A 21,039-nucleotide genomic window follows, 5' to 3' on the forward strand; every position below is an offset into this window, starting at 1 on the left:
CCCGGAGGACGCCATGAATGCCTCACCCTCGCCCGGCGCGCCGTGCGCCGTGCATTCCATCGATCACTTCGCGCTCAATGTGCCGTCGCTGGCACAGGCGCGGCACTTCTTTACGACGTTTGGCCTGGATGTGCGCGATGCGATCGCCCCCGAACAGGGGCTCGATCTTCACGCGGCGGATGGACATCGCTGGGCACGCTTGCTCCCGGCGGCGGGCAAGTCGCTCGCGTATTTGCAATTCCACTGTTTTGAGGAGGATTTCGATGCGCTGCGCGCGCAGGTCGTGCAGGCCGGCGCGACGCCGGCAGACAGGCCGCCGTCTCTGACAGAGGCGACCGGGCGGGCGCACGATGACGGCTTCTGGTTCCTTGACCCCGACGGTTGCCTGATCGGCGTGCGCGTTGGCGAGAAGACGTCACCCAACGCGAAACCGTCTTTCGTGCTGAATTCGAGCGCCAATGGTGCACGAGGCACGCATTGCCGGCACGACGTGACGCAAGTGCGACCACGGCGCCTGTCGCATGTGCTGCTCTTTACGCCCGACGTATTGCGCGCCCTTGCGTTCTATCGCGACGCGCTCGGATTGCGACTGTCGGACCGTTCGCAGGACATCATCGCCTTCACGCACGCGCCCCATGGCTGCGACCACCATCTCGTGGCTTTCGCAAAAAGTCACGCACGTGGCTGGCATCACTGCTCATGGGATGTGGCGAGTCTGGACGACGTCGGCAACGGCGCAGCACAGATGGCTGCGGCCGGCTATCGGCACGGCTGGGGCGCGGGCCGACATGTACTCGGCTCGAACTATTTTCACTACGTTCAGGATCCGTGGGGATCGTTCAGCGAGTACTCGGCCGACATCGATTACGTCGAGAAAGGCCAAACATGGCCCGCCGGCGACTTCGATCCTGAAGACTCGCTGTACCTCTGGGGGCCCGACGTCCCCGAGGACTTCATTCGCAACACCGACACCCACGATACCGCCGCCTGAGCGCGGCGGCACCACAGACCAGACACACTGGCATCGACTGAGGAGACAGCAATGAGGGTAGCAACGGTACGCCTCGCAGGCGTAGCGGCGACGGCACTCGCCGGTCTGAGCATGAGCCCGGCGTACGGGCAGACCAATATCCAGCTTTATGGCGTACTCGACACGGGTATCGAGTTCGTGACGCACGCCGGGCCGACCGGCGCGAGTCTATGGCGCGTTCCCGGCATTACGGGAACAATGCCGTCGCGCTGGGGAATTCGCGGCAACGAGGATCTCGGCGGCGGATTGCATGCGGTCTTCGCGCTCGAGAATGGCTTCAACGTGCGGGCGGGCGACGTCAATCAGGGCGGACGACTATTCGGCCGTCAGTCGTGGGTGGGGTTGCAGAACGACTGGGGCACACTGAGTTTCGGGCGCCAGTACTCCATGACTTTCTGGGCGCTCTCCGACGCCGACATTCTCGGGCCGGATATTTACGGCGGGCTCGGGTCGTTCGACGCGTACATCCCGAATGCCCGCAGCGACAACACTGTCGCGTATAAGGGGACATGGCGCAGCCTGACGTTTGGCGCGACGTGGTCGTTTGGCCGCGACAGCGCGGGCACGGGCAACTCGCCGGGACAAGGCACCTGTGCGGGCAATGGCACTGGCGCGAACGGGTCGCCGGCATGCCGCCAGTGGTCGGCCATGCTGCGCTACGACACGGCCTCGTTCGGGCTGGCGGCCGCCTACGATCAACAACGGGGGGGGCCGGGCGCGGCGGCAAACTTCTTCGACGGCGTGGCTCCGGTCGCCATTGCCGGTAGCGGCGCCACGGACTCGCGCATCCAGTTGAACGGCTATGTCAAGGGGGGCGACTGGAAGGTCGGCGGCGGATGGCTCGGACGACGTGTGAGCCCTGATGCGGCAGGACTGCCCGGTGTCAACTCGGACATGTTCTATCTGACGGCGTCATATACGTGGACACCGCAGTATGTGATCGACGGTGGCGTGTATCGCATCGTCAATGCCCAACACGACACCCGCGGCACGATCGCCGCGTTGCGGGGCACATGGCTGCTCTCCCGACGCTCGGCCGTCTACCTGCAAACCGGGTATCTGTTCAACAGCGCTCGTGCGGCCTACACCTTGAGCCAGGGCGGCGCCGGTGCTTCGCCGAATGCAGGGGTCAACCAGTTGGGCGTGATGGCCGGGGTGCGCCACACGTTCTGATGCCGGACTGGCGGGCGAAGTCAAGCGCACGCGCGCTTTCGCCCGCTCGCGCCGCACTTTGCGGTGGCGCTGACCGGTGAACACTCCGGGTTTTCCATGTAGCCGGCCAAAAAATTACTGGTTGAATCCCGCACCGCGACGGAGTAAAAGTCGATCCATCGACGTCAACCGTGAGTCGCGCCATGGATCAACCCGCCAAGCTCAACGCCGATTCGCTGGGTATCGTCGAGTCGGTCATCATGGGCATCGCCGGCACGGCGCCCGCCTACAGCGTCGAGATCACCACGTCCACCATCATCGGTACGGCCGGCACGCTATCGCCGGCGAGCATTCTGGTGTGCGGACTCATCATGTTTGGCATCGCCTACGCCTTCATCAACATGAACCGCGCTTTGGCAAGCGCCGGCACCTCATATTCGTGGGTCAGCATGGTCTTCGGGCGCTCGCTCGGCTTTTTCGCCGGCTGGGCGCTTTTGGTGCTGTGCTGCGTATTCATGGTGTCGGCCATGATTCCGGCGGCCAATGCCACCCTGCTCATCTTCAATCGTCCTCTGATGAATAACGTGCACTACGTGACGGCGATCGCGGCCGCGTGGCTCACGATCGTCAGCGCGGTGGTCGTCAAGGGGATCAAGCTCACCAGCTATATGCAGGTACTGATGACGATTGTCGAGGGCCTTATCCTGCTCGCGATCATCGTCGCGAGCTTCTTCGTCTTTCCGCATGCCGCGCAGCACCCGTTCTCCTGGGACTGGTTCTGGCCCTTTGCCTTCACGCCCAAGTTGTTTGCGAACGGTGCATTGGTCGCGATCTTCTTCTTTTACGGATGGGATGTGACGCTGAACCTCAGCGAGGAGACCCGGGACTCGAACCGCACCCCCGGACGGGCCGCCTTCTGGTCGATGGTGTTCCTGATGGTGTTTTTCCTTGTCTTCATCGTCATCACACTACTCGGTCTGTCCGACGCCGAGATCCAGCACTACAACACGAACATCATTTTCGCCATTGCGGAGAAGTTGTTTGGGCCAACATGGGGCTACGTCGCAATCATCGCGGTGTTGCTGAGCACGGTAGGAACGGTCGAAACGCAAATGCTGCAATTCACGCGAACGCTCTTTGCCAAGAGCCGCGACGGCGCCTTGCACGAACGTTATGCGCGTCTGCATCCCCGTTGGCGAACGCCGCACATTGCGATTTTCTTCATCTGGATCGCCGGCCTCGTGCTGTTATTGATGTCGTCGTATCTGCCGACCATCAACGTCATCCTGCAAGATTCGATTACCGCGATCGGCTTCCAGATCTGCTTCTACCTCGGACTGACCGGGCTCGCCTGTGGCTGGTACTACCGCAAGATACTGACGCAGGGGCCATGGCTCGCCGTGACCCACGTGCTATGGCCGGCGGCAAGCGGCGTTTTCCTCTTCTTCATCGCGCTATACAGCGTCCCGACGTTTGATTGGGTCACCAATGTCGTGGGGATGGGTGGCATCGTCATCGGTGCGATCCCGCTGCTTCTGAATCGCAGACGAATCTGGGCCGTCCGGGCGGGATAGCGCGATCGGACCGCCTCTGCCGCCAGCGCGTACCGCGTGCGCGGGGGGCGGCCCGCGGCGGGGCCCGGCCTACCCGGGCCGGAGAATCGCCCCGGCGGTGCCGATCTGACGGCACGCGTCGCCTACCTGCCTCGCGCCGAACCTTCCGGGGCTGAGGGATCGAAAGCGCGCCCGCTTGAAGACTTTGCAAGACGCGGCACCACGCCCTTGCCCGTAGCGTCAGGAGGCCAGATTCCGCGCGAAGGTGTAGAGTTCATCCGTCAGGTCTGGAAGTCATGGAGGGTGCGCAATCGCGTCACCTCGACCCACCAACTTTGGGAGCCAGCCATGCAACTCGGCATGATTGGATTGGGCCGCATGGGTAGCAATCTGGTGCGCCGGCTGATGCGTCATGGTCATCAGTGCGTTGTGCATGATATTCAGCCCGCCGCGATCGAAGCACTGCACCACGAGGGCGCGACGGGCGCGGCGTCACTCGATGAAATGCTGTCCCTTCTGCCTGCCCCCCGGATTCTCTGGCTGATGATGCCGGCGGCGGCGGTAGACACGACGCTGGCCGACCTCGTGCCCCGGCTGTCGCCCGGCGATATCGTCATCGACGGCGGTAACTCCTTTTACCGGGACGATATTCGGCGCAGCGTCGCTTTGCGCGAGAAAGGTGTCCATTTCATCGATGTGGGCACCAGCGGCGGGATCGCCGGTCTCGAACGAGGCTACTGTCTGATGGTCGGTGGCGAAGCAGACATCGCGAGGTATCTCGCACCGATCTTCGCCGCCCTCACCCCCGGGGCGCCTGCCAGGCCCGGCCGCGAGACGGGCTCAGACGTACCGGGCCCCGAGTCGGGGTATCTCTATTGCGGGCTTCATGGGGCCGGTCATTTCGTAAAGATGATCCACAACGGTATCGAATACGGAATGATGGCCGCCTACGCAGAAGGTATGAACATCCTGAAACACGCGAACATCGGGATGCGTCAACACGAGGTCAGCGCCGAAATCACGCCCTTGCCACATCCCGAGTACTACCAATACGACTTCAACCTGCCCGATATCGCCGAAGTGTGGCGGCACGGAAGCGTGATCGATTCCTGGCTGCTCGAAAAAATCGCGGGGGTATTACGGACGGACCCGGCGTTGGAGACGTTTCCCGGCCATGTCGCGGATTCGGGCGAAGGTCGTTGGACTATCGCGACAGCCATCGACGAAGGCGTGCCGGCCCCAGTGCTGCGCGCCGCACTCTATGCGCGCTTCAGCTCACGAGGTCAGGGGGTTTTTGCCGACCAATTACTGTCGGCGATGCGCTATGCCTTCGGCGGTCATGTGGATGCCGGACCACCGGCAAAATCTCGCAACGCCTGAACACCGGATTTCTACCATTTCTCAGTCGTGCTATCCGGGGCGAGAAGCGTCTCGAATCGCACGACTGTCAAGCCAGGCGTATCGTTCATAGCGCAGATGGGCCAGAGGCGCGTTGTATGGCACCCTCGATTTCCGTCTTTGTCAGGCCGTATTTCGCCATACGGGCGCGGTGATCGGCCGAGCCGAGGTATTGACGCAATTGGCGATTCACTGCGCTCAATAGCGCCAGGTTGTCCCGCCTGAAGGAAAACGCTCCGACCGGCGCGCCGCCGTGCCCCGCCGCTTCATGCGCAACGGCGTCGAGGTCCCGGTGCGTGCCCACGATTTCCCGGTTGCCCACTGCCGTAGCCGCGTAAGCATCGATTTCTCCTGCGATGAGCGCCGCCACGGCATCGGACTGTCGGCTGAACGTCACGATACGGTCGCTCGGCACGCCCGCGTTCATCGCGGTGTCGCGCTGCACGGTGCCGGCGACAAGACCCAACATCGCCTCCCCCCGGGCCGCGACGTCTTCATAGCGGGAAAGCGCTTTCGGATTGCCATGTCGAACGACAAAGCCATCCCCTAGCGCCCAAACCGGCACACTGAAGGCAACGGTCTGTGCTCGCTCGGCCGTGACGAACAATGGCACGTTCATGTCCCACCGACCGGCCTGCACGCCGGGGAGCAGTTCCTCGAACGTGGTCGGCACATATTCGATAGCCGTCGCGCCGATCGCTCGAAGCGTCTCCTCGGCCAATTCGATATCGGCACCGGTGGCGCTATGGTCCGAGCCTGTCCAGTAGAACGGAGGTTCTTCGATATAGGCGACGCTGACTTTCATGGCGATGGGTCTCCTTCAACGAGAGTCATGGGGTCAGGAACGCAGACACGCCGTCATGACCGACGACAATGCCGACAGGGCCGCGCCGAGCCGTTCGGGGGGCAGATAGCCGAAGCCGAGACGGAACACACGGCGGCTCTCGCCGAACCAGTCACCGGACGCCAACTGCAAGTCGTAGTCCGGCAGCAACGCCCAGAACCGCGAGACGGCGGTATCGTCGAACACATCGGCACGCAGTTGCACGCAACACAAGGCGCCGGCGTCGGGGCGTATCCATTCGATGCGCTCGGCCTCGGACGTGCACCATGCGCCAAGTGCCTCCAGTGCGCTGGCGAGCAAGCGCCGCCGTGGCGCCAGAACCCGCTGCCGATGATGCAACACGGCCGTGGCGAGGGTTTCATCGAGCACAGAACCGGAGATGATGGTATTCATCTTTGCCACAATGATGCGCGCCCGAAGGTCCGGGTCGGCAATGGTGAGCCACCCCGTACGCAACCCTGGGGCGCCTAGCGCTTTCGACACCGAAGCACCGGTCACAATACGGGGATCGAGGGCCGCCATGCTTTCCATCGGTCCCCGATCGCCGTAGGTCGCTTCCCGATAGGTCTCGTCCACGAAAAGCACGGCCTGAGGACAGCGCTTTTCCATGAGGGCCAGCAACGCCTCGATCTCCTGGCGGGACGTTTGTACCCCACTCGGGTTCTGTGGAGACGCAAGACTGACCAGCCGGGTCTTCGGCGACAGGGCCGCCTCCATCTGGTTCATGTCGAGGCGATACCCCGTTTCGAACCCGAGCCTCACCTCCCGGACCGTGACGCCTGCGCCCACCAGACACCCCCGGCTCGACGGAAAGCAAGGCGTGACGAGAACGGCCTCGTCCCCCGGGCGGCAAGCTTCGAATGCGAGGAGAAACAAACCGAGTGCGGCGCCCTGCGTTGTGACAACGTTATCGGCCGGGACGTTGCAGGCCTGCCCAATGGCTTCGCGCAGCGCGAGCGCGCCCGCCGATTTGCCATACCCGAGTTTCAGGTCGCGCAGGCTCTCGATATCGGCGAAGTCCAGAATCTCGCCGAACGTCAGGTCTTGCGACGTGCTTTCGGCAAGGTTGAATGTCCGATTCACCTCCAGCAGCGAAATGATGTCGTTGTAAGGAAAGCGCCCGCGCCATTCGGGCGGCAGCTGGTTCGCTCCCGTCTTTGCTTGTTCGGTCGTTGAGACTGTCGGTGCGTTCATTTAACGTGACTCCGTGAAGATCAGGCACATCGTAGCCGCTGCCAAACGACGATAACAGTCACAATTTCGGCTAAATAAACCAACACAATTTCAACTTGCAGACCCGGTAGCCCGCGTCAATAATTGACCCGTCTTTCGTCTCGCGCGCCGCCATCGATATGCCCTCACCGTACCGTTACCTGCAATTGGCGGACCTCATCGTCAATATGATCGACAACGGCGCATTGTCACCTGGCAAGCGTTTGCCTTCGGTCCGAGCCTTCAGCGAGCAGCACGGCGTCAGTGTCTTTACAGCGCTTCGGGCCTACCGTCTGCTCGAAGATCGGGGACGTCTGGTGTCGCGTCCACAATCGGGCTTCTATGTGGCGGAAGCGCGCCGTCATCGGCTCGCACTTCCGTCCGTACCTCGCCTGAAGCCGAAAGCCTCTACGGTGTCGATCAGCGGCGCCGTAGCGGGCCTCCTGGAGCACGCATCGAATCAGGCGCTGGTTCCCCTCGGCTGCACGGTGCCCGACGCCTCGATCCTGCAAGCCAGGCGATTGGATCTCGCACTGGCCCGTGCCGCCCGGCTGCATGGCGATCGTCACAACATCTATTGTCCGCCCCAGGGCGAGCCGGGATTGCGGCAGGAGATTGCGCGGCGGTCGATGCGTATGGGACATGTCATGTCGCCCGACGACGTGCTGATCACCAGCGGGTGCACGGAAGCGCTGTTGCTGGCGCTTACCGCCGTGGCCGACCGGGGCGACACGATCGCCGTTGAGTCGCCGACCTACTTCGGGCTGCTGCACACCCTAGAAATGCTGGGCCTCAAGGTTATTGAGTTACCGACCGATCCCGTAAGCGGCATCGATATCGACATGCTGTCGAGCCTGTTGGACGCGCAATCCGTTGCCGCGTGTGTTCTGTCTTCGGGTTTCAGCAATCCGCTGGGTTCCGAGATGCCGGAGGCGAACAAGCTTGCGCTGCTTTCCCTGCTGGCACAGCGCGGTGTGCCGTTGATTGAAGACGACGTCTATGGCGATATTCATTTCGGGCGTGAGCGACCCAAGCCGTTCATTGCCCTCGATGGCGGCGAAAACACCCTTTACTGTAGCTCGTTCTCAAAATGTCTCGCCCCCGGGTACCGCGTCGGCTGGATTGCCGCAGGACGGTACAGTCAAAGGGTTCTTGAGCGCAAACTCGCCTTCAGCCTGTGTAGCCCGGTACTGCCGCAGGTGGCGTTGACCGAGTTTCTGGCCAGCGGGTTATACGACGCACACCTGCGCCGTATCCGTCATGCGTTTCAGGACAATCTCGTTCGGATGACGCGTGTGATCGAGGACAGCTTTCCGCCCGCGACAAAGGTCAGCCGGCCGGCGGGCGGGTTTGTCCTGTGGCTGGAACTTCCCCGGCCGTTCGACTCGCGCGCGCTGTTCGACGAAGCGCTGGAAGACGGCATCTGTTTCGCCCCAGGCGACGTTTTCTCGGCCCACCGCCATTTCCGCAACTGCCTGCGTCTGAGTGCCGCCTCGGTATGGAGCGAGCGCATTGAAAACGGCGTGCGGCGTCTCGGGCAGTTAGCAGCGGCGCAGTTGGCCCGCCATGCGGCGGCCTGACGCCGGCGAGCGTCCCTCACCTCGCCGACACGCCACAGGCAGTGTCGGGAGGTATGGCATTACAGGGGGGTAATGTTGCCGGAAGCCATCTCGCCGGCGCCGGTCGAAAGCGGCCGCCACTGACGGCTTTCCACCGCCGGCGCGACCACGACGCAATTCCGGCCGTTGGCCTTGGCAGCATAGAGTGCGGCGTCGGCGCGCGCCATTACGGACGCGAGCGTATCGCCCTCGCGGTACGCATCGACCCCCGCACTAAGCGTGGACACCACGTCTTTGCCCGGGACACACGAGCCCGACGCAGCAACAATGGCACGCAGACGGTCGACAAGTTGCCCCGCCTCTTCCTTGGTGGCGAACGGTAACAGCAGCGCAAACTCTTCACCGCCAATGCGCCCTACGATGTCGTCGCCTCGCACGGCGTGAGAGATCAGCGACGCCACATGAGCCAGTGCAAGGTCCCCTGCCGCATGCCCATATCGGTCATTGATCCTCTTGAAGTTGTCGATATCCAGAATCGCGATGGAGTACACGGAGTTCTTCGCCGCCGTCGCCTGAGTCACCGCTTCGGCACGGGCGATGAAGGCGCGGCGGGCAAGCACGCCCGTCAGGTCGTCGAACGTCGCCAGACGCTCCATTCGATCCGACAGCCGATCATGCGCGAGCAACACCATACCGACCGACAGGCACGGCAAGGTCAGTGTCGCGAGACCGAGGAACATGACATTCAACGGCGTCGGCTCCAGAAACATGGCCTCATGGGCGAAGCCAAGGCCATACGAAATGGCTCGGGCCACATGGACCACGGCCCCAAGCGTTGCCGCGATTGATACGAAGTAATAGGCGTATTTGGGACGGCCCGGCGGCCGGTATTTCAATACCGACCAGCCGATGTGGAAACGGATATAGGCAATGAGCGCCGATATCATGGCGCTGCGGGCGTCGACGTGCGGCGACACGAACGTCCAGTAGACCAGCATGCACAGAATCACGCCGGTCGCCGCATACTCCCAGGCGAACGAGGTGCGTTGATCGAGAAATTGCCGGAAGCCTCGCAGGCCGAGAAGCGAGGCGACCACCAGCAGGCTGCTGGCCGTGACCACGATCATGTCCGAGGTTCCCGAGAGCAGCAGCGCTGAGGTAATGACCAACAGCCCGCTCGCCACACACCACAACCGTACTCCGGGGACGTGGGCCTGAAATAGCGAACCCAGAACGGCCACGCTCATGACGCACGATAGGATCGCAATGCTGATGAAGACTGCCGGGATAGACATGGAAGCGTGACCGAGTATTGTGTTCGCATACAGCCGCAGGGGCAGACGATATGACCCTACATCATCGGTGGGCGTCCGCATATAGACCCGTATTACCGGTCGTTAGCCGCGTTCAGACGCCAGCATAGCCGAATTCGATGAGGGAACGACGTCGTTTTGACAACAGATCACGACCTGCGCGCACGCGCCTCCATGCTGGGTCGATGGCGCACTGACGGTGCCGTCGACATGGCGAGGCTACCGTTGGCTAAGTCCGTCGCGCCAGCACTTCGTCACGCGGGCCGGCATCCACCACGCGACCGCCTTCCATCACGACCAGCGTGTCGAACCTCTCGAGCAGGCTCGGCCGGTGCACCGAAGCAACGATGCATGCTGTCGGAAATGCCGCATCCATCCGGTCGAACACCCGGCCCTCGGCCAACGGATCGAGAGCGCTGGTCGGTTCGTCGAGCAGTAAGAGCGAACTGCCCTGCGACGCCAATGCCCCACGCGCGAGCGCCAGACGCTGCCGTTGGCCGCCCGAGAGGTTCCCGCCGCGCTCGTTGAGCGCGCTCGCCAACCCGTCAGGCAGTTGCTCAAGCACGTCGTCGAATACACCGGCATACACGGCGGCATGCAGCGACTGCACGTCGGCCGGTTCACCGAACGTCAGGTTTTCCTCCACGCTCGCCTCGAACACTTCCGCCTCTTGCGGGATCAGCGTCGCGAGCGTGCGCAGATCGGGCCACGGCGCCGCAACCCCGTCGCGTAGCAATTCGCCTTGCTGCGGGAGGTAAAGTCCCGCGAGCGTACGCAGCAAGGTACTTTTCCCGCCACCGCTCGGCCCGACCAGCGCCACTCTCGAACCGCGTTTGAGCACGAGATCGACACCGTGCAGCCCGCCCCGAGCGTCGTCGGCGTAATGCCACGTCACGCCGCGTAACGCCAGCGTCTGCCACGGCGCATCGGGAACGATGGCAGGCACCCCGGCGCCGGGATCGCCCGGGGCCGCCCAGATCGGCTCGGCGCTGCCGTAATCCGTATGCATCCGTGCAAAGCTCTGAAAATTGGAGGCCATTGCGCCTACTACCGTGGCCGCCTGCTGCGCGTACTGATAGATCATGAACACGGTGCCCAGCAACACCGCCTGCCCCGGTTCACGCGACTGCAACACGTACACGACCACCAGAATCCACGTTAGTCCCATGCCGAGAATATCGACGGCAAACCACTTCCCTTCGTTGACCGTCACGGTGCGACGCAGCGGCACCATCACCGCGTCCATACGACGTCCCAGCACTTTGCGCGACGCCGTCTGCAATCGCAGGCCGATCACTGTGCCCGCGTTGCCGACAAAGTCGAGCAGCGCGGCCGCATAACGGCGCTCCGCATCGTTCTCGGCTCGCGCGAGCTGCATCAGTACGCGGTCAAAGCGCAGGATGATGAGGGCAATGACGACATAACCCGTCACGGCAATCAGGCCACTCGTACGCGAGAGCAACGCCAGCGCCACCAGCGGTCCGACAAAATTGAACGCGCTTTGCAGATAGCCGAACTGATTCTGTGCGAAGTCAGATAACGCGCGGCTGGACTGCACCACGCGATGCTGCAACTCGCCCGAGTGCCGGCCGTCGCGCCATGCCAGCGGGGCCGCAGCGATGCGTGCGTAGAGTTCATCGGCCAGCCGGACACGCACACGCACACCGACATTTCGCTCCAGAATTCTGCCGGGGCCGTGGAGTGTCCATGACAGGAGATAGATACCGACGAGGTAGACGATCCAGCGCCCCGCCGTCGCCATGTCGCCCTGCTGAAGGGCGTTGATCGCCTGCGCCGCCAGCCACGGCATGGTCAGACGTAGTAATTGGGCCGCCGACAACAGGCCGGCGGCACCCAGCAAATGGGCTCGCACACCGCTGGCATGACGCCAGAGCGCACGGTAAAGATCGCGCGCCGCGCTGCCGAGCCCGACGGCGGGCTCACGCGAAGAGGATTCAGGCGCCGTCATGCGTGCATCGTTCCTTTGCCCCCTGGGCACAGTGCCCGTACCACCCTTTACCCTGGGATGGCCAGCGGCGGTACGGGCATTGATCAGACGCCGGGAGTGGCGTCGAGATCGGTCAATATAGGGGAAAAAAGATCAGGCGTCCTGCTTACAGGGCGTCGCGCGCACTGGGTAACGCCCCCCCGCTCGTGGGCCCCCGCCCGCGTGCCGGGCTCAATGTCGGCGAGGGCGCCACAGAGGTCGCGGCATCGCCCGCCCGGCGGCTGCGCGGTGCCTGGGTCACGTAGTGGAACCGCAGTTCGGCATCGGGGTAGTGGTACGGAACCATGGCGAGATTGACCGCACAGGAATCGCAGAACGGCATGCGCGAGCACAGCATGATCGAGCGAATAACGTTCGTCCCGGCAGGGTGCTCCGCATAGATCTGCGCCAGGATCATTCGCTCCGTGTCGAGCGTGCGGGCCTGAGGGCCCTGCGATGCGGCATTGTAGGTCGGCAGGTCGGCATCGGCGACTACGAACCGCAGGTGCGGCGGTTCGGTGAACGCCGCATTGGCGCCGGTCCGCGGGGATTGACTGCGTTGACTGATCACGTTCTCCTGCCGCTGCCGGTAGGCGCGGCCTGCGTCCACCGTGCGCACCGGCATCAGGTTCGTTGACAGCGATCTTTGCTGAAGCCCCGACAGGCAATAGTAGATCGTACGCGTGCCGTCGACGAGCGTTACTTCCGCGACGGCGATGTTCGCGTTGCCCGAGACCTCGCGCATCTGATCGCCGACATCGCGCGCCGCGCGTGCCGAGCCACTGACGAGCCCCTGTAAATCCTCCATGCCGGGAAACAGGTCTTCGAAGATCGACAACACATCGCGAGTGGTCTGCACGTCGCCGACGAACGGCAACTGCGACCACACGGCCAGCGGTGCCGGGCGCGATACGAAGTCTCTCGAAATCGCATTGACGAATGCGTCGGCCTGCGCCGGGTAGTGCTGCCAGTGGCTCCATATCCGATTGAACATCGGCATCAATGCCGCATCGACCTCCGGAGGCGGCACGCCCCCGCTCGCCCCCGGCGACGCGGGCGGTGTTCTGAACGCCGCCACCCGGTGTTCGATCGCTTGCGTCAGGGTGTGAATCGCCCGCCTCGCTTCGACCACGGATAGGGAAATGTCCTCAAGCCCTCGCCACACGTCTGCCGGCGACGGCGCGTGCTGCCAGACCTTGAGATACAACTGCAACAGCGTGCGTGCCTCGCCGTAGCAAATCGACGGCAAAACGATGGCGTTTTCCGCTGCCGCGCGATGATTCTGCGCGGCGCGATACTCCCGGATATCGCGGTGCTCCGCCAGACGATGGTGCAGTTGCACCGTGTGGGTGGTTCGCGCGTCAGCGCCGACCGGCAGCGTGAACCGGTAGTAGACGTCGTGCGACAGTTGCACGACGCCGTGCAGGACGTCGTGGCGTCTGTCACGGTAAGTGCCGAACGGTACTGCGATACGCATGTCGCCGAGCGTCAGTCTCACGCGCCGCCCGCCAATCGGGCCCGCCGTCGTAGCCTGCTCGTAGTAGCTCATCTCGCCAGACAGGCTGGTGGTGTAGACCGACGCGTCGACAACAGGCGAATGCTCGGACACTCGCGGTATTCCCGCGTCGTCGAAATGACCCAGCCTCCCAAAGGCGAAGAACGCGAGACTGCCGTCCGGGGTTGAAAACGGGTGCGAATAGATGGCGACACGCAGCCGTACCATTGGCGACGTCTGCATCGCCTGATGCTGTGTGAGCGTTGCGCCCTGCTCCGTGACCGAGACTTCGCCATCCCGATCGCCGTGGCATTCGAGGCACATGCCGTCAACATCGGCCCCGATGCCACGCGAGATCCGGCACAGCGATTCCGGTCCCCACTCGGCGCGCATGTCCTCAAGCGGGCGTAGGTCGGAGGCGTGTTTGCGCGTGTGCGCCACCGACGCACCGTATAGCTCGCCATCGATGGAAAACACCTTCACACCGTTTTGCGCCCGATCCGGGAGATATTCGACGTAGACATCCGGCGGCAAGGACCAAGTCACGCCTCTTCCGTGGGCGCCGGAGAACGGTTCGTGCCGGATGAGCGCGGGCACGGACTGCGCATGCGACGGTGCCTCGTGGTGCACTTCTGCGGGGGCATCGGGCCATAGGTGCAATAACAGCGAGATGGCGTGCTGATGGAGTTTATCGGCTTGCACCACCGCGGCAAGACACTCAAGTCCCGTCAGGGAGAGTCGCGAAGCCAATGCGTTCACGGCATGCCCGTCGGAGATCGCATCCCGCCGGGAGCGTGGCATGAGCGACGCACCCGACTCCTCGCGACGATCCCGAGGCGCGTGTTTCATCACGGTCTCGATCAGTAGTTCGGCCACTTCCTCCATGTCAGGCGAGTCGAGTATCGACGATTCGGGAGACGGCCAGCCGGGGGCGATTGATGCGCCGGCGCGTTTGAGCGTGAAGCGGATCTCATCGTTCTCGCCGATACGCGACTCGATCGACGCCCAACGTTCGCCCCAGAACACCGGACCATATGTCTCGGCGAAGCACCGATCCTTGAGCGGGCTTCGCTTACCGCCGCATACCACGGGTGTGATGAGCGCTGGCGCCTCGAAGGCTAACGAGAGCGCGAATTCGCTCCATTCGCCGTCCTCATTACGCAGATGAAGCGAGACGGCGTGCGAAGCGTCATAAGCCATACGTCTCGGCGGCGAACCCTCCCGTGACGCGCGTTCGACGACCAACAACGTACGGCTTGGGACCAGTATTTCGGCCCCGGCAAAGGCGGCCCGCGTGTCTTCGTCCGAAGTCGCGACGGCTTCCCGAATCATGCTGACGACGGCGGACCGGATATCGCTACGATAGGAGATCAGTCCCGCTCGCAAGCCTTCATTGCCGTACGCCGAGACCGCCACCGCGCCGACCGCTTGCGCCGGATTGACGGGCAGGCACTGTGCCATTACGCCTTCGCCATTGGCGTGAGTCGGCCACACCCCGAGCAGTCCGTACAAGCCGGAAAGCAGTTCCGAATGCGATAACCCGGCAGGCGCCGCCACGGCAGGCATCTCCGTAGTTTCCCGTCGGTGACCGATCGGGCGCAGTGCATGGGTAGCCGTACCGGAGGCACGGGATACACCGGGCACGGCGGCGGCACTCGCGACCCCCGCCGCGCAAACCACCGTCAGCAGGCCCAGCGCAAATGCGGCCCGGCTGCCTTCGCGAGGGGCCGTATTGCCGGAGTCACGAACGGACCCGGCGGCCGGCGTTTCCCGCGGGGTCGTACCGCGGCGCATGCGCGAATGGCTAACGTGACGAAGTTCGCGTGGCGGCGTCGACATGCCGGCACGCCAGTCCTCGACAAATGACGGATGCATACTGCTCCGTCTTGCCTGGCGCGCGTGTGCGACATAGCGATGCGTGTGGGGTGGCATTGCGTGGTGCAATCGTGTCATTCGACGTGACTCCCTTAGGTCCTGCCACGGCGTACCTTCGCGCCCTCGGAAAGCACGGTATCCGCGACAAAAAGGGCACACCCTATCGTGGTGCGGGACGGCACGATTGCAGAAACGGACCGCCAACTGTGGCAGTTTTCCCTTAGGTATCCGATGCTGTCTTACTTTTTGGAGATTTGGGAACCCGACGAATGCCATCCGCCTCAATCCGGACGACCGATGGGAAAATGTGGGCGAACGAAACACGGCCCCCTCGCGAACGGGTATCGCGTAAGCTGGAGGGCATCGGCGGCGCGGCGTCACGCTCGCGTCACCGCCTTGAGGCTATGCTTGGGGACTTCCATCCCCCGCTCACTTGCCTTGAATCCCTTGAAAACCGATAGCGACGCCATGGCCGCGATTGCCCGCCCGAATCTGAGAAACGCACTCGAAGTCTTGCGCGCGTTTCTCGTGCTGGGTCTGACCAGCTTCGGCGGGCCAGTGGCACACATCGGCTACTTTCGCCGGGAATTCGTGGAACGCCGTCGCTGGCTGGACGACGCGAGCTTTGGGGATCTGGTGGGGTTATGCCAATTCCTCCCCGGACCGGCGAGCAGTCAGGTGGGCTTCTCCATCGGATTGCTTCGCGCAGGCTGGCTGGGCGGCATCGCTGCGTGGTGCGGGTTCACGCTGCCTTCCGTCCTGCTGCTGCTCGTGTTTGCCGTCCTGGCGCCGCATCTCGGCGGCCCGATCGGCGACGGCGTACTGCACGGACTCAAGCTGATGGCGGTGGCGGTCGTGGCGCAGGCCGTCTGGGACATGGCGAGGCGGCTATGCCCGGACACGCGTCGTGCCGGCATCGCCTTGATGGCCATCGCCATTCTCGCAATGACGACAACCCGCTTTGCCCAACTCATCGTGATCGCGGTGGGTGCGGGGCTTGGCTATGCAATGTTGCGCACGGCCGCCCCGCTGTCGGCGTCCCCTTCACCGCCTAGGCTTCGATTCCGGCTCTCCCGGAGGTCGGGTGCGGTCGCACTCGTACTCTTCGTCGCGTTGCTGGCCGGACTGCCTGTCCTGTATCAAGTCACTGGCGAGCGGTCCGTGGCGGTGTTCGACGGCTTCTACCGTGCCGGCGCGCTGGTATTTGGAGGGGGGCACGTGGTGTTGCCGCTGTTGCAGACGCAGACCGTTGCCACGGGGTGGGTATCGGCGAACGACTTTCTGGCCGGCTATGGCGCCGCGCAGGCGGTGCCCGGCCCGCTGTTCACCTTCGCCACGTTTCTCGGTTGGCTCGCGGGAGGCCCCGTGCATCCATGGCTCGGTGCGACACTGGCAACGTTGGGAATATTCTTGCCGGGATTGCTCCTCGTCATCGCTGCGCTGCCGCATTGGCAGGCGCTGCGAGAGCGGGCCACGACAGCCGCCATGCTGGCCGGGGTCAATGCGGCGGTGGTTGGTATTCTGGCGTCGGCGCTGTACTCGCCTGTCTGGACCAGCGCCGTACACAGTCCTGCCGACTTTGCAATTGCCGCCGTTGCCTTCGTCCTGCTGACTCGCTGGAAAACCCCGCCGCTTGCCGTAGTCGCGATGTGCGCGATTGCCGGTGCGGCGGGGCTTGCCTGATGGGCCGTACCCCTTACTGGGCGTTCGACTCTCGCTCGATACGCAGGCGTTCCACCGATTTCGCCATGCGATTCACGTCGGCCGCGTCGTGCCACAGCGGCTTACGCCCGAACGACGTGTACATCTCCAACTGATCGGCATAGTGCGGCGAGCGCGTGCCATCAGGCGCGATGAATCCGCTCTGGCCCGGCGCCACCACATCGTACGCGACGACCTTCGCTGCATTGCCCTTGGGACCGAAAACAATCAGGTCGTTCTCCGTCCCCCGGTTCATATAGACGGGCGTGCGCGCCGCTTCTGCGGCGTTCGCCTGAGGCACACCGAAGAAGTTGTTTGCGCGGAACGTCAGCGGTACGGTCGGTGCGCGCCACGCCGTCATGTCCGGGCCGAGCTTCGTCTTGAGCGAGGCGATGGCGTCGTCCAGTGCGGCGAGAATCACATCGTCCTGACGTTTGCCCTCGAAGATATCGAACGTTTGCGGCACACCTGCCTTGTCGCCGCGCAACGCTTCATAGAGCACCTTGCTGCCATTGCCGATATTGATCGACCCGGTCGGGCCGTCCTGGGGGGCGGCGTAGCCACTTGCCAGGAACCACTTATCGTACGGCGCAGGCACCACCTGCCCCAGCGTGCGCTTGAGCATGGCGCTCAGCCATGCGTCCATGACAGCCGGGCCCGCCGTGTCGTAGTGGCCCGTGTGCTGCGGATCGCGGCTCAAGCCGTTCCATGCGGCCAGTTGCATGGCGAGTTGGCGTCGGGCATCGGTTGCGGGGAGGGTCGCCGTGGCGCGTTCGATGAACGGCACGAAGTGGCGGCGATTGACGTCCACAGCGCTGGTGTCCTTCAGGATCTGCCACATATCGTCGACGCTCAGCTTGTCGTGGGCTTCGATACGCTGGTCGATTTCGACAACGCGGTCGGCGCCACCCCACAGGAACGCAAACAGGTCGCTGGCGGGATAGCCCTTCTGCGGCGAATTATTCCAGTTTGCGATCCAGCCCTGCTTCGGGTTGTAGACCTTCGGGTTGGTCGAGAACGGCAACAGTCCCTTCCAGTCCCACTCTCCGGTGCCGGGCACGGGCAGTCGCGGGTCGTGTCCCGGCTGGCGCGAAGGATAGGCGCCTGTGTGGACATAGCCGATATTGCCCGCCACGTCCGCGTAGTACCAGTTGATGGTGAGTGCGTGACGCGCCGCCTGCGCCGTCCAGGACTTCCAGTCCTGGGCTTGCGCCTGATGGGTCCAGGCCAGCAGCGACTGCACTTCGAGGCCGTCCCATGCGCGAGCCTTGGCGTAGGCAATGGGCTGTTTCGCGTCGCGTTGCATCACAATGCCGTGCACCGTGCGATAGACCTCTTGCACCACCGGCTCCCCGCCTTTCACCTTGATGATCTCTACCCGCTTCTCCATCTCGTGCCATTGGCCTTTGTGGAAATAGCGATTCGGGTTAGCCGGGTCGAGCTTTTCCGCGTAGATGTCGATATCGTCGCCAAAGCCGGCCGTCGAGCCCCAGGAGATCTTGCCGTTGTGGCCGAAGAGAATGCACGGATAGCCGAAGGGCGTGTTGCCGACGAGGTCGAAACCCGCGCCATGCAGTCCGATGCCATACGTATAGGCGGGGGCGAACCAGCCGAATTGCGGGCCATTAAGCATGATGGCGCGGGCGTCACGGGCCTTGTTCTTGCCGACGATCCACATATTGCTGGTGGTAGGGAAACCTGCGAGGCCCGGCTGCCCCGAAGCGGCGAATTGTGCAAGCATCGTGGCAGCGTTCGTCTCGGGGTCCTGATGCAGCAAGCCACCGTCGCTGCCACGGGCAAGGCGGGCGAACATCGGTGCGGGGCCGTCGTAGCGGGCAAGCGGCTGCATCGGCGCGCCGGCGTCGGGGCCGACCTTGACCGGGTAGACACCTTCCGAAGCCGGGACCGTCGAGGGGGCATCCGGATTGGCGATCCACTTCAGTTCGTTGAACAGCGCCATGCCCTTCTGTGCGCCGTACTTGTCCTTAAGCGCCGTTACCAGTGCCAGATTGTCAATTTCGCTGGTGGCGTCCGAGAAGCGGTTCGCCATCGTGCCGACGAAGACCATTGCCACGTCGAAGGCGTCCCAATTCGTGGGTTGAAAGCCGAAGTCATTGAATTGCTTCGGCATGCGTTTATCGGGTTGCGCGCGAATCTGCGCAATCCAGGCGTTCATGCCGGCGGCGTAGCCGTCGAGAATATCGCGCTCGCGCTGCGGCAGATCGGCCAGTTGACGACGAATCGAGGCTGGCCAGTAATTGCCGCGAATCGACTTATCGAAGTCCACGAACTTCTCGCCCAATACCTCAGCCACCGTGCCTTGAGTGCTGCGGCGTGCCATCTCCATCTGGAACAGCCGATCCTGCGCAATCGCATAGCCATAGCCGTAAAACAAGGCGTACGTCGTCGAAGCATAGATGTGGGGCACACCGAACTCGTCGCGCTTGATCGTCACGTCGACATGTCCGGGCACGGTGCCCTCCTGCAACGCCGTCGCGGTGTCGTGCGAGACCTTGCTCTCAGCGGTCGCGGCCGAGGCCACCGCCGGCACCACAACCACGAGGCTCAGCAGCGAAGCCGCAATGCCGGCGAACAGACGTCGCCGACCGGGCGCGCCATAGCGGTTCCATGGTTGCGCCGACGTTACAGCCACCGCACCAGGCACACGAGGCGAACGAGAAATCAAAGTCATCAATGTCTCCGTATTTTTTATGAGAGGAAGCGTAGTGAAGCCTAACATGACAAAAACCGACCGGTCGGTTAATTAATTCGACAGCCGTTGATATGTTAAGTAACGTCGAACGACGTTGACCTGTCCCTTGGGGCCGGCCTGAGCATGGCGTCAACCGGTCAACACTACGAGGTGAACGATGAAGGATTCCGCGATCCGCCTGAACGCATCGGAGGCAGCCCGACGGCTTGGCGTCTCCAACAAAGCGCTGCGGCTTTACGAACAACACGGCCTGGTTTCACCCGCCAGAACCACGGCGGGCTACCGCGTGTATGGACCGGCCGAAATGGCGCGGGCGTCCGAAGTGGTTGCGCTGCGCGCCCTGGGGTTGAGCCTTGCGCAAGTCCGGGGCGTATTGAGCGGTGGCGAACCGCGGGCCCTGGCGAGCGCGTTGGCCGTGCATGAACGCGTGCTTGACGACGAGATTCGCGATCGGCTGAGGCGGCTGGAGAGCGTAAGAAGCTTGCGAGCTGGGCTCGCGGCTGGCCGAATGCCTGCCGAAGGGGAATTGCCGGGCCTCATTGAACGGTCCGCGCCGAGTGTCGCCTTCGATTTGCCGTGGCCGTGGGGTGGCGAGCGATTCGAGATGCGTGACATTCGGCCGTTGAACTACATCATCGGGTCACTTGGGAGCGGCAAAACGCGGTTGGCCATACGGCTCGCGCAGGCTTTGCCAGGTGGCACATTTCTTGGTCTTGATCGACTGGAAGCCGGTCGTTCAACCGCCCTCCTCGCCCTTGAACGGGACGATGCGTTGCGCGCGCGGGTCGAACATGCGACGACGTGGTTGCGAGACGAGGGGGCGAGCGAATCCGAGGCGTTGACCGTGCTGCTCGTTGCGCTGGAATCGGAGTGCACCGGGGCCTTGGTCATCGACATGATCGAACAGGGACTTGCACAAAACACGCAGGAAGCCCTGAGTCGCTACTTGCGCAGGGAGGCAAAAACGCGGGGGCGGCTGCGTTTCGTCATGACACGTTCGTCGGCCATTCTCGACCTGACGGCGGTGGGTCCTGACGAGGCCATTATGTTGTGCCCGGCCAACCACAGTCCGCCCGTACGGGTGGCCCCCTACCCTGGCGCGCCCGGTTTCGAGGCCGTGGCGACGTGTCTCGCGTCGCCCGAAGTGCGATCGAGAATCGCAATGCCGCCGCAGACTGCGTGAGCAGTACGGCATTGCGGCGGCGTG

Annotated in this window: 13 protein-coding genes; 7 read left to right on the top strand and 6 right to left on the bottom strand. The window is 63.5% G+C overall.

Annotation, left to right across the window (positions count from 1 at the left end; genetic code table 11):
• Positions 1-13 precede the first annotated feature (13 nt).
• The 4 genes from AT395_RS13420 (at position 14) to gnd (ending at position 5,115) form a co-directional block, all read left to right on the top strand.
• Positions 14-991 carry a VOC family protein gene (locus AT395_RS13420; RefSeq protein WP_048629460.1) on the top strand — a complete coding sequence of 326 codons (978 nt, stop codon included), beginning with the start codon at positions 14-16 and terminating at the stop codon, positions 989-991.
• 51 nt (positions 992-1,042) lie between these two features.
• On the top strand, positions 1,043-2,203 hold the full coding sequence (locus AT395_RS13425) for a porin (protein ID WP_048629461.1): 1,161 nt from the start codon (positions 1,043-1,045) through the stop codon (positions 2,201-2,203).
• Between the two features lie 182 nt (positions 2,204-2,385).
• Positions 2,386-3,756: an APC family permease gene (locus AT395_RS13430; RefSeq protein ID WP_048629462.1), complete on the top strand. Its 1,371-nt coding sequence runs from the start codon at positions 2,386-2,388 to the stop codon at positions 3,754-3,756.
• A gap of 327 nt (positions 3,757-4,083) precedes the next feature.
• Positions 4,084-5,115 carry a phosphogluconate dehydrogenase (NAD(+)-dependent, decarboxylating) gene (gnd, locus tag AT395_RS13435; protein WP_048629463.1) on the top strand — a complete coding sequence of 344 codons (1,032 nt, stop codon included), beginning with the start codon at positions 4,084-4,086 and terminating at the stop codon, positions 5,113-5,115.
• 85 nt (positions 5,116-5,200) lie between these two features.
• On the opposite strand, the gene AT395_RS13440 is transcribed toward gnd, so the two are convergent.
• Entirely contained in the window at positions 5,201-5,938 is a 738-nt protein-coding gene (locus AT395_RS13440) for a transporter substrate-binding domain-containing protein (RefSeq protein WP_048629464.1), read from the bottom strand.
• Between the two features lie 33 nt (positions 5,939-5,971).
• A complete protein-coding gene (locus AT395_RS13445) occupies positions 5,972-7,171 on the bottom strand; it encodes a pyridoxal phosphate-dependent aminotransferase (RefSeq protein WP_048629465.1) in 1,200 nt (399 codons plus the stop codon).
• Between the two features lie 206 nt (positions 7,172-7,377).
• Here AT395_RS13445 and AT395_RS13450 point away from each other — a divergent pair, with 206 nt between their 5' ends.
• Complete coding sequence (locus AT395_RS13450) at positions 7,378-8,769, top strand: aminotransferase-like domain-containing protein (protein WP_231606149.1); 1,392 nt, start codon at positions 7,378-7,380, stop codon at positions 8,767-8,769.
• Between the two features lie 59 nt (positions 8,770-8,828).
• Here the strand turns inward: AT395_RS13450 and AT395_RS13455 are convergent, their stop codons facing one another.
• The 3 genes from AT395_RS13455 to AT395_RS13465 all read right to left on the bottom strand — a co-directional run bounded on the left by AT395_RS13455 (position 8,829) and on the right by AT395_RS13465 (position 15,418).
• Positions 8,829-10,043, bottom strand: a complete 1,215-nt coding sequence (locus AT395_RS13455; RefSeq protein ID WP_042115972.1) for a GGDEF domain-containing protein — start codon at positions 10,041-10,043, stop codon at positions 8,829-8,831.
• A gap of 247 nt (positions 10,044-10,290) precedes the next feature.
• Positions 10,291-12,030: an ABC transporter ATP-binding protein gene (locus AT395_RS13460; protein ID WP_083577659.1), complete on the bottom strand. Its 1,740-nt coding sequence runs from the start codon at positions 12,028-12,030 to the stop codon at positions 10,291-10,293.
• A gap of 145 nt (positions 12,031-12,175) precedes the next feature.
• Entirely contained in the window at positions 12,176-15,418 is a 3,243-nt protein-coding gene (locus AT395_RS13465; protein WP_048629467.1) for a hypothetical protein, read from the bottom strand.
• Positions 15,419-15,886: 468 nt separating this feature from the next.
• Here AT395_RS13465 and chrA point away from each other — a divergent pair, with 468 nt between their 5' ends.
• Complete coding sequence (chrA, locus tag AT395_RS13470) at positions 15,887-17,101, top strand: chromate efflux transporter (RefSeq protein WP_048629468.1); 1,215 nt, start codon at positions 15,887-15,889, stop codon at positions 17,099-17,101.
• Positions 17,102-17,114: 13 nt separating this feature from the next.
• On the opposite strand, the gene AT395_RS13475 is transcribed toward chrA, so the two are convergent.
• Positions 17,115-19,811: a penicillin acylase family protein gene (locus tag AT395_RS13475; protein ID WP_082164838.1), complete on the bottom strand. Its 2,697-nt coding sequence runs from the start codon at positions 19,809-19,811 to the stop codon at positions 17,115-17,117.
• A gap of 178 nt (positions 19,812-19,989) precedes the next feature.
• On the opposite strand from AT395_RS13475, the gene AT395_RS13480 reads away from it, so the two are divergent.
• The gene (locus AT395_RS13480) at positions 19,990-21,015 is read left to right on the top strand and encodes a MerR family transcriptional regulator (RefSeq protein WP_042115976.1); all 1,026 of its coding nucleotides are present in this window, start codon (positions 19,990-19,992) and stop codon (positions 21,013-21,015) included.
• The last annotated feature ends 24 nt before the right edge of the window (positions 21,016-21,039 follow it).

The sequence above is a fragment of the Pandoraea apista genome, assembly GCF_001465595.2.
Lineage (GTDB): Bacteria > Pseudomonadota > Gammaproteobacteria > Burkholderiales > Burkholderiaceae > Pandoraea > Pandoraea apista.